The following is a 9,723-nucleotide window of genomic DNA, read 5'->3' on the forward strand; positions in this document are numbered from 1 at the left end:
AGTTTGGATGAAGCGAATTATATAGATTAAAGTTTGCTTTGGGTGTTAATTTTAAAAAGCAAATGTGAGTAAATATATTTGAAATTGATTAATAATATTGATTGTACGCATTCCCTACCAATTAAGATAATTAGAGTTTAATTCTGTGTATAATGACTCATTGTAGGTATTTGGATTTATATGCTTCTTTTTGTCTCCTTTTTGATGGTTTTATCTGTTGATGTAGAGGCGATTTTGGTTGTCTTTTTAATTAAAAATATAAAGTAAATTGCAATGATTTTTTATTTATTTTTTAATGGAAATTAATAAAACAATGATAAAAATAAACATAATGTATCTAAATATTTCATCGAGTAAGTGAATTATTAAATTACGCTATCTACGATTTATTCTGTTTTCACTGTAATCAAACGGTGACAGATTGAAATACGCATATTGCGATTAATTGTTTTGTTTTTAATTTTTAGATGAAGCTTCTTTATATAACGATAGCGTTATACCTATTCGATAAAAATTGACTGACTAAAATGAAATTGGCCTACTTTTTTGTATTAAACGGTTTATGTGTCGGTGTTGGCCTGCATACTTACACTATCTTGTTTTGCATGATGTCATGTTCTTAGCATAGCGGTGTATCTCATCATGAAAGTGATAGCATCAATCATCGAACTTGGTTTGCTTTTCTATTTGTGACTAAGAGAGATATCATTAGGGCAGATAATCGTTGCCCAAAACGATGAATGCGTTGTTTATCGAGTAATTCTGTCGTGAGCAAGGCGTTTGAAATCTACTCACTCGATAAATGAATGTGAGTGGGTTTAGTTGATGGCTCAAGGTACGTTGTATGCTTTTCATAGCGTTTCTCCTTTAGCTATACCCACATCAGGTGTTCAGCATTCAAGAAAATCACTATTCCATTAACGTCAACCTTCCTTTTCCTTTTGTGTCTCTATTTTTCTCCTTCTTGTTTACATAAATATAGCTCTATTTGATAAATTTAAAGTCCTTTTAGGTTAATAATATGTTGCAAAATATTGGCGTAAAATATTGGAAGTAATTACTTTGATGATGTTTTTGCGGAGTTAAATTTCATTTATTTTTAATAATTTGGTTTGATATTTTATCACTTGTGGTGTTTTTTTGAGCGTAGCCTGAGTAACTAAATCAAAAACAATAATGTAAATAATGTGTTGCTATATGATGAATAATTGTTTCTATTTTTTGCATTTAGGGTGAAATTTTATTTCATGCAAAATATAAAAAATAATAATTATTTCAATTAATTATATTATTTTATCCCTATTTTTTTAATTCATAATTAGTAACGTAAATTTACATTTTGATATAAATTGAGTGAGCGAGACAAAATGTCACGTTGCAAATGATGAAGAATTATTGAACATGTCAATTCTAATTGATAGTTAAAAGCATTAGATATCTGGTATACTGATTGGCAGTTTATATTAAGAAGGGCGACAAAATGAACATTCGCGATCTGGAATATTTAGTGGCATTAGCTGAGCATAAGCATTTTCGTCGTGCAGCAGACTCTTGTCATGTGAGTCAACCAACATTGAGTGGCCAAATACGTAAGCTAGAAGAAGAACTTGGGGTTATGTTACTAGAAAGGACTAGCCGCAAGGTTTTATTTACTCAACAAGGATTGCTACTTGTTGAACAAGCAAGGACGATTTTACGCGAAATTAAAGTCTTACAGGAAATGGCGGCTCTACAGGGGGAAAGCATGTCTGGCCCTTTACATATAGGGTTGATCCCAACGATCGCGCCTTATCTTTTGCCCCTTATCATTCCTGAATTGCACAAGCTCTTCCCTAAACTTGAAATTTACCTACATGAAGAACAGACACAGCAACTGTTGGCTCAGTTGGATAGCGGTAAATTAGATTGTGCTATTTTGGCGCAAGTGAAAGAAACAGATCCTTTTATTGTTGTACCCTTGTTTGAAGAGCCAATGAAGCTCGCCATCTATGAAGGTCACTCATGGCAGGGGCGTGACACTATCGAGATGAATGAGCTATCTGGCGAGAAATTATTAATGTTGGAAGATGGCCACTGCTTACGTGACCAAGCGATGGGCTTTTGTTTTCAAGCGGGGGCTAAAGAAGATACACATTTCCGAGCAACAAGCCTAGAAACGCTGAGAAATATGGTGGCAGCAGGAAGTGGAATTACATTATTGCCTGATTTGGCCGTGCCTCATGAATCCTGCCGTGATGGTATTTGTTATCTGAACTGTATTCATCCAGAGCCGAAACGTACAGTAGTATTAGTTTATCGCCCAGGCTCACCGTTACGTGGTCGCTATGAACAGCTTGCTGAGGCTATTTATAATTTGATGAGTAGCTATTACAGTAATAAAGCGCGCTAATAAGTAGGGTGTGGCTAGAGAAGTGATTGCCGTATTAGGTTCGGCAATCACTTAATAGCTTAAAACAGGCGGTTTAAGCCATTTAATGCGGCAACGCGGAATGCTTCTGCCATCGTAGGATAGTTGAAGGTCGTATTCACAAAATACTCGATGGTATTTCCTTCCCCTTTCTGTTCCATAATAGCCTGACCGATATGAATAATTTCAGCGGCTCTTTCCCCGAAACAGTGGATGCCTAAAATTTGCAATGTTTCACGGTGGAATAAGATCTTCAGACTGCCCACGTTCATACCTGCAATTTGGGCGCGTGCTAAATGTTTAAATTGAGCGCGTCCGACTTCATAGGGGATCTTCATCGCTGTCAATTCTTGCTCTGTTTTACCAACAGAACTAATTTCAGGGATGGTATAGATGCCGGTAGGAATATCTTCAACTAAGTGTGCATTACCTAAGTCTTCTGCTATAGCTCGAGCGGCAATACGACCTTGGTCATAGGCAGCAGATGCAAGGCTTGGATAGCCAATAACATCACCAACAGCATAAATATGTTCATTAGAAGTGCGGTAAGCGCTATCGACTTTAATCAAGCCACGGTTATCTGCTTCAATACCCACATTCGCTAAACCTAACTTATCCGTATTCCCCGTGCGACCATTCGCATACAGTAAACAGTCTGCTTTGACTTTTTTACCTGATTTAAGATGGACAATCACGCCATCAGGAACACCTTCAATTTTTTCATACTCTTCATTATGACGAATAACGATACCGCTATTCCAGAAGTGATAAGAAAGTGCATCTGACATTTCTTGATCTAAAAAGGCAAGTAAGTGATCGCGTGTGTTGATTAAATCAACTTTGACACCTAACCCGCGAAAGATAGACGCATATTCACAACCAATCACCCCTGCACCATAAATAATCACGTGGCGTGGTTCATGGGTTAGATTTAGGATGGTATCACTGTTGTAAATACGAGAGTGGTTAAAATCGACATCGGATGGGCAATAAGGACGCGACCCTGTCGCAATTACGATATTATCTGCACTGAGAACATCGCAACTACCGTCGGAATAGCGAACACTCACATGGCGTTCATCAATAAAAGTGGCTTCACCAGAGAACATTTGGCAGCCATTACGCTCATAAAAACCTTGGCGCATACGCGTTTGTTGACTGATCACGCTTTCAGCATGCTTGAGGATTTCAGAGAAAGAGGAGCGTAAGGAGCGAGAATTATCGCTGTAGAGTGGATTTTGGTTAAATTCGATAATTCGGCTAACTGCATGGCGGAGGGCTTTGGAGGGAATGGTTCCCCAGTGGGTACAGCCACCGCCGACACTATCATAACGTTCTATGACGGCGACGTTTTTTCCTTGCTTCACCAGTCCCATGGCGGCGCCTTCTCCACCCGGCCCGGAACCAATGACAATTGCATCAAAATGGATGTGTTGCATGAGGTAAGACCTGCTCTAAAACAAAATGACAACATGATGTTAGCATATCCGCCGATTATTTACCCGCTTTACTCATGTACTTTTAATTAATGGCTTTATTTAATGTTTTTATTTTGAAGCGTATTCACAAAAAAGCTTTTTTATTGCTTAGCGAGTTCTCTAACCAAATGACGGGAAATTAAGCACGGTTCTACGAATAAAAAGCCTTCACCTATTGAAAAATGATTTAGTGAAATTCTGAAAAGCGGTAATCTGTACACTTAATCGCTTTTTCCCTCAAACAGCCTAGTAAATTTGAGGTATGCTAGAGAGGTGGTCACACCCAAGTTTTCATATTTTGGTATATTAATGGCTGTTTAATGACATAGAAATCAGGATCACCGTGAGCAATCATATTGGCGTTAGAGCAAAACAGAAAGAAAAAACTCGTCGTTCGCTCATTGAAGCCGCATTTAGCCAATTAAGTGCAGAACGTAGTTTTACAAGCCTTAGCTTACGCGAAGTTGCGCGTGAGGCAGGTATTGCACCCACTTCATTTTATCGTCATTTCAAAGACGTTGATGAGTTAGGGCTGACTATGGTTGATGAAAGTGGTTTGATGTTACGCCAGCTTATGCGACAAGCAAGGCAGCGTATCGCGAAGGGCGGTAGTGTGATCCGAACGTCAATCTCAACTTTTATGGAATTTATCGGTAATAACCCCAATGCCTTTAGGTTATTATTGCGAGAGCGCTCTGGTACTTCTGCTGAGTTTCGTGCTGCAGTTGCACGGGAAATCCAACATTTTATTGCTGAATTAGCAGATTACCTTGAACAAGAAAGCCATATGCCACGCTATTTTACAGAGCTACAAGCAGAGTCTATGGTGACCATCGTGTTTAGCGCGGGTGCAGAAGCGCTTGATATCGATGAAGAAAAAAGGCGGCATCTGGAAGAACGGCTTGTACTTCAGTTACGCATGATCGCAAAAGGTGCGTATTACTGGTATCGCCGTGAACAAGAAAAACAAAATCAAACTGACCCCGATCTCACTAAATAATATAAGGAGAATCAATGACGGAACTCAATCGCAATGAGAAAAGCACGTTACTATTAGCATTAGTGATTGGCTTATCAACTCACGGAACTTTCTCTGCTCTGTTTAACTCCTTAGTAGAGTTTTCTATTTTCCCTGTTATTAGTTTAATCGTCGCAATTTATTGTTTACATCAACGTTATTTGCATCATGCGATGCCTATCGGTCTACCTAAGTTTGTTGTAGGTAACTTTTTCTTAGGGCTATTTGCTTATGCAGCTATCTTACGAGTACAACATCCTGACGTAGGTTCGAGTTTTATTCCTTCAATCATTATTGTCGCGCTCGCGTTGTGGATGTACACAAGTTGGAAGGCACGTAAACAAGAACAAAAAGAGCTTGCAGAAGAAAACGAAGCTGAAGTTTAATCGCGTTTCCAAACCGCTCTAACCAATAACGCCGCATGCCAACATTGCGGCGTTTGTGTATTTTATGGGAGCAAAACACGAATAATTTCTTAACCAAATTTTCATCTTCCACTCGCAATAAAATAATCGCCAGTTAGCTACGGCGTATATTAAAAATAGCAAGGTTGCCACCTGACTTAATGAATAAAAACAACAGGTGGCAAGTAAGATTTAGCGGCGTGTCAGCAGCACACCACTTTCCATATGATGGGTATATGGGAATTGGTCAAATAGAGCGAGTTTTTTGATTTGATGGGTCGCATTCAGGACAGACAAATTATCGCATAGGGTTTCCGGATTACAGGAAATATAGAGAATATTGTCATATTCTTGCACAAGCTGAACGGTTTTATCATCTAACCCGCTTCTTGGTGGGTCAACAAATATGGTGTTGCATTGGTAATCTGCTAGGTTAATGCCATCGAGTCTTTTAAATTCACGCACTCCTCGCATTGCTTGTGTAAAGTCTTCTGCTGACATGCGAATAATTTGTACATTATCGATTTGGTTTGCCGCAATATTATATTGCGCGGCTGCTACCGATGGCTTGGCTATTTCAGTGGCTAAGACTCGTTCAAAGTTTTGTGCTAAAGCCAGTGAAAAGTTGCCATTTCCACAATAAAGCTCCAGTAGATCGCCAGTTGCCCCTTGAGTGGCATCAATCGCCCATTCCAACATTTTAATGTTTACTTGAGCGTTTGGCTGAGTAAAGCTATTTTCTACTTGGCGATAAATCATATTTTTGCCATTCACCGGCAAAATTTCATCAACATAATCGTTGTCTAACATGATTTTGGTTTTTGAAGCGCGGCCGATAAGCTGTAAATCAAAACCTTTATTGATTAACGTTGTTTTTAATTGTTTGGCTGCTTCAATCCACTCTTCAGTGAGTTTTTTATGGTAAAGCAAAGAGACAATTAATTTATTACTCAGCGTCGAGAGATAATCAATTTGGAAAAGTTTATGGCGTAAAAGCGCATTTTCTTTTATCAGTGGCAAAATTTCAGCCATGATATTGTTGATCAGTTGGCTTGCTACAGGAAATTGATCGATACGCACACGCTCTTTAGTCTCTTTATCAAACATGATGTGAAATAAGTCATCACCATCATGCCATACTCGAAATTCTGCGCGCATACGATAATGAGATTCTGGTGAGGTAAATACCTCAGGTTCCATTGCCGTATAGGGGGCCATCATCGTTTTCAGACGTTCTACTTTTTCTGCAAGTTGCAGTTCATAGTGTTCAGTATTCATTAGTGTGGCCCTATTCATAGAAAACAGTAAAAAAATAACATCAGGGGCGAAATTGTAGGGCAAGTGGGGCAGATGTCCAGTTTTTGATTCCACATCGCATAGACACATACCTTCAATCCATTTAGGATAATGCGACTATGGTCGTAAAGAGTAAATAGGGAACTCGGTGTAAGTCCGAGACTGACGCGCAGCGGTGATGAAGGAAAAAAGAGATACAACACTGTTATTAATTAATGGGAAGTTGCCTCTATAGTTAACTTTTACCCAGATGGGTATGACTTCTCAGTCCGAAGACCTGCCATAGTTTAATCGCTTTGTTGGATATTAGCGCGGATCTGATATTCGGCCTCGCGGAATTTTAATCTTATTGATATTCCGGATTTATTATAATGAATAAGAGTAAGTTACTACCGCTATCGGTTGCTGCTATGGCAGTGTTGTGTGGTATTTCTTCTTTAGCAAGCGCAAACAATAAATCAGATGAAATGGTGGTGTCAGCGAATCGCTTTGAGCAGCCCATTTCATCAATACTGGCCCCTGTGACGGTCGTTACGCGTGAAGACATTGATCATTGGCAGTCTAATACTGTGATTGATGTATTAAGGCGGCTACCGGGTGTGGATATTGCGCAGTATGGTGGTATAGGACAGCAGAGCTCCCTCTTTATTAGAGGCTCAGAGTCTCGCCATGTATTGGTATTAATTGATGGTGTTCGTTTAAACCAAGCGGGTATTTCTGGCTCATCAGATATGAGCCAAATTCCTATCTCTTTAGTTCAGCGAATCGAATATATTCGTGGAGCAAGATCGGCTGTTTATGGCTCGGATGCAATTGGTGGTGTTGTTAATATTATTACTCGCCGAGATAATGTAGGAACCACATTAAATGCGGGTATTGGTTCTTATGGTTATCAGAATTATAACGGCTCAACTCAACAGAAAATCGGTGAAAATACAACAGTAACCGCTGCCGCAGCTTATACCTATACAAAAGGATTTGATCTAGCACCTAAGGACGTTAGTCCACGTGACTACGATAAAGATGGTTTTCTTAATAAATCATTATGGCTAGGTGTGGAGCATCAGTTATCATCTGAAATATCAGCTTATGCGAGAGCATATGGATATGATAATAGAACTCGTTATGATGCCTCTGAATACTCAGGTGTGCGGGTAGATACCCGTAAACTTTATAGCCGTACATATGAAACTGGGGTTAAATATCATCAAAACCAATACTCAACCTCACTATCCGGAAGCTATAGTTACGTTAAAGATTACAATTTTGATCCAAGGCAAGGGCAGTATGCTAGCTCTTCTAATCTAGATGAATCAAAGCAGTATAATATTCAGTGGGGTAACAATTATCGTTTAGATAAAGGTAATATTAGTGCGGGTATTGATTATCAGCGTCAAAGCATAGAGCCTAATGGCTATGCTTTAATAACTAAAAAAGAAACCATGAATAACACGGGGCTCTATTTGACGGGGCAATACTCGTTTGTTGATTCTGTTATAGCTGAAGCCGCCGTTCGCACGGATCATCATTCAGAATTTAATTGGCATACATCATGGCAATCAGGACTGAGCTGGGAATTTTATGATGGGTATAAACTGGTTGGATCATATGCAACAGCATATAAAGCACCTAATCTAAGTCAACTGTACGCATATTCCTCATCAAATTGGGGAACAACAAAAGGTAATCCGAACTTAAAACCAGAAGAAAGTAAGCAGTGGGAAATTGGTGTTGAAGGAACAACGGGACCGCTATTCTGGCAAATTAATGCTTATCATAATGATATTGATAACCTGATTGAATATAAATATGGCAATTTTATCAGTACATATGAAAATATTGGAAAAGCAGAAATTAAAGGTATCGAGTGGGTTGGTGAATTTAGCACTGGCTTTTTACATCATCAATTAACATACCAATATGTCGATCCCAGAAATAAAAAGACGAACAAAGTATTGGAGCGCCGAGCTAAGCAACAAGTGAAATACCAATTAGATTGGAATATTGCTGAGGTAGATATGGGGCTAACTTATCACTATATAGGTTCGCGTTATGATAATGACTTTTCCCAATCACCATCAAAACGTCTAAAACAAGGGGGGGTTAGCCTTTGGGATCTCACGGCGGCATATCCAATCACTTCACAGCTCACAATTCGTGGTAAAATAGCTAATATGTTCGATAAAGACTATGAGACCGCGTATGGTTATCGCACCGCTGGAAGAGAATATTTCCTTACAGGAAGCTACAACTTCTAATCACAACCTATCTATTCGCCCGACCATCCTTGTGTTTGATTCAGGGGTGGGGGGGCTATCTGTATATCGGGAAGTCAAAAAATTACTCCCTAACGCACATTATATATATGCATTCGATAATGAAGCCTTCCCCTATGGCGAAAAGAGTGAAGAATTTATTATCGATAGGGTGTATCAACTCGTTGATGCTATTGCGAAAAAACACCCTTTAACGATAGCAATTATTGCCTGTAATACAGCCAGTACCGTGAGCTTACCGAACCTTAGAGCCCATTTTCGTTTCCCAGTGGTTGGTGTCGTGCCAGCAATTAAACCTGCGACTAAATTAACGCGAAATGGTGTTGTTGGATTGCTTGCAACCAAAGGAACGGTGAATCGCGAATATACTAAAGAGCTAATTGAACGGTTTGCAACAGATTGCAAAGTGCTCTCGCTGGGTTCTGCCGACCTTGTTCAACTAGCGGAAAGAAAATTACATGGTGAACAAATTCCGCTAGATGAAATTGCCAATGCAGTGAAGCCATGGTTAAGAATGCCTGAACCTCCTGATACGGTGATCTTGGGTTGTACGCATTTCCCTCTATTAATAGAAGAACTCGAACAAGTGCTACCAGATGGCACAAGATTTGTTGATTCAGGGGCGGCGATCGCGAGACGTGCGGTTTGGCTGATTAATAATCAAGCAGAAGAAGTGATTGATAGTCAAGAAAAAGACTTTGCATATTGCCTTTTAATGAATGATACCGCTTTAGCATTACAACCTGTATTAGCCGCCGAAGGGTTCAATAGGCTACAAAAACTGGTGATTTAAGCTAAATTTGATGGTAATCTGAGCAAACGAAAAAAAAACGTAAAAAAGGGG

Annotated in this window: 7 protein-coding genes and 1 riboswitch; of the genes, 5 read left to right on the top strand and 2 right to left on the bottom strand. The window is 39.3% G+C overall.

What is annotated here, in order from left to right; all coding sequences use genetic code 11:
• The first annotated feature begins 1,480 nt into the window (after positions 1–1,480).
• A complete protein-coding gene (oxyR, locus tag PSF11_RS20160) occupies positions 1,481–2,389 on the top strand; it encodes a DNA-binding transcriptional regulator OxyR (RefSeq protein WP_014657264.1) in 909 nt (302 codons plus the stop codon).
• A 59-nt stretch (positions 2,390–2,448) separates the two neighbouring features.
• Here oxyR and sthA read toward each other — a convergent pair whose 3' ends face one another.
• Complete coding sequence (gene sthA, locus PSF11_RS20165; RefSeq protein ID WP_004924458.1) at positions 2,449–3,846, bottom strand: Si-specific NAD(P)(+) transhydrogenase; 1,398 nt, start codon at positions 3,844–3,846, stop codon at positions 2,449–2,451.
• A gap of 382 nt (positions 3,847–4,228) precedes the next feature.
• On the opposite strand from sthA, the gene fabR reads away from it, so the two are divergent.
• Together fabR and PSF11_RS20175 are read left to right on the top strand one after the other, a co-directional pair.
• Complete coding sequence (gene fabR, locus PSF11_RS20170) at positions 4,229–4,885, top strand: HTH-type transcriptional repressor FabR (protein WP_004924455.1); 657 nt, start codon at positions 4,229–4,231, stop codon at positions 4,883–4,885.
• A gap of 14 nt (positions 4,886–4,899) precedes the next feature.
• Positions 4,900–5,289, top strand: a complete 390-nt coding sequence (locus PSF11_RS20175) for a YijD family membrane protein (protein WP_072502683.1) — start codon at positions 4,900–4,902, stop codon at positions 5,287–5,289.
• Between the two features lie 210 nt (positions 5,290–5,499).
• Here PSF11_RS20175 and trmA read toward each other — a convergent pair whose 3' ends face one another.
• On the bottom strand, positions 5,500–6,585 hold the full coding sequence (gene trmA / locus PSF11_RS20180; protein ID WP_014657265.1) for a tRNA (uridine(54)-C5)-methyltransferase TrmA: 1,086 nt from the start codon (positions 6,583–6,585) through the stop codon (positions 5,500–5,502).
• A 121-nt stretch (positions 6,586–6,706) separates the two neighbouring features.
• Positions 6,707–6,902, top strand: a riboswitch (cobalamin riboswitch).
• A gap of 69 nt (positions 6,903–6,971) precedes the next feature.
• Here trmA and btuB point away from each other — a divergent pair.
• Together btuB and murI are read left to right on the top strand one after the other, a co-directional pair.
• On the top strand, positions 6,972–8,861 hold the full coding sequence (gene btuB / locus PSF11_RS20185) for a TonB-dependent vitamin B12 receptor BtuB (protein ID WP_181795793.1): 1,890 nt from the start codon (positions 6,972–6,974) through the stop codon (positions 8,859–8,861).
• Positions 8,806–9,672: a glutamate racemase gene (gene murI / locus PSF11_RS20190; RefSeq protein ID WP_053110222.1), complete on the top strand. Its 867-nt coding sequence runs from the start codon at positions 8,806–8,808 to the stop codon at positions 9,670–9,672. Before btuB ends, murI begins: the two co-directional genes overlap by 56 nt.
• The last annotated feature ends 51 nt before the right edge of the window (positions 9,673–9,723 follow it).

The organism is Providencia sp. PROV119, from assembly GCF_028482435.1.
Lineage (GTDB): Bacteria > Pseudomonadota > Gammaproteobacteria > Enterobacterales > Enterobacteriaceae > Providencia > Providencia stuartii.

Coding starts and splice junctions, on each gene's coding strand:
- trmA (WP_014657265.1), bottom strand. CDS start 6,585: ATGAATACTGAACACTATGAACTGCAACTTGCAGAAAAAGTAGAACGT.
- murI (WP_053110222.1), top strand. CDS start 8,806: ATGGTTATCGCACCGCTGGAAGAGAATATTTCCTTACAGGAAGCTACA.
- PSF11_RS20175 (WP_072502683.1), top strand. CDS start 4,900: ATGACGGAACTCAATCGCAATGAGAAAAGCACGTTACTATTAGCATTA.
- sthA (WP_004924458.1), bottom strand. CDS start 3,846: ATGCAACACATCCATTTTGATGCAATTGTCATTGGTTCCGGGCCGGGT.
- oxyR (WP_014657264.1), top strand. CDS start 1,481: ATGAACATTCGCGATCTGGAATATTTAGTGGCATTAGCTGAGCATAAG.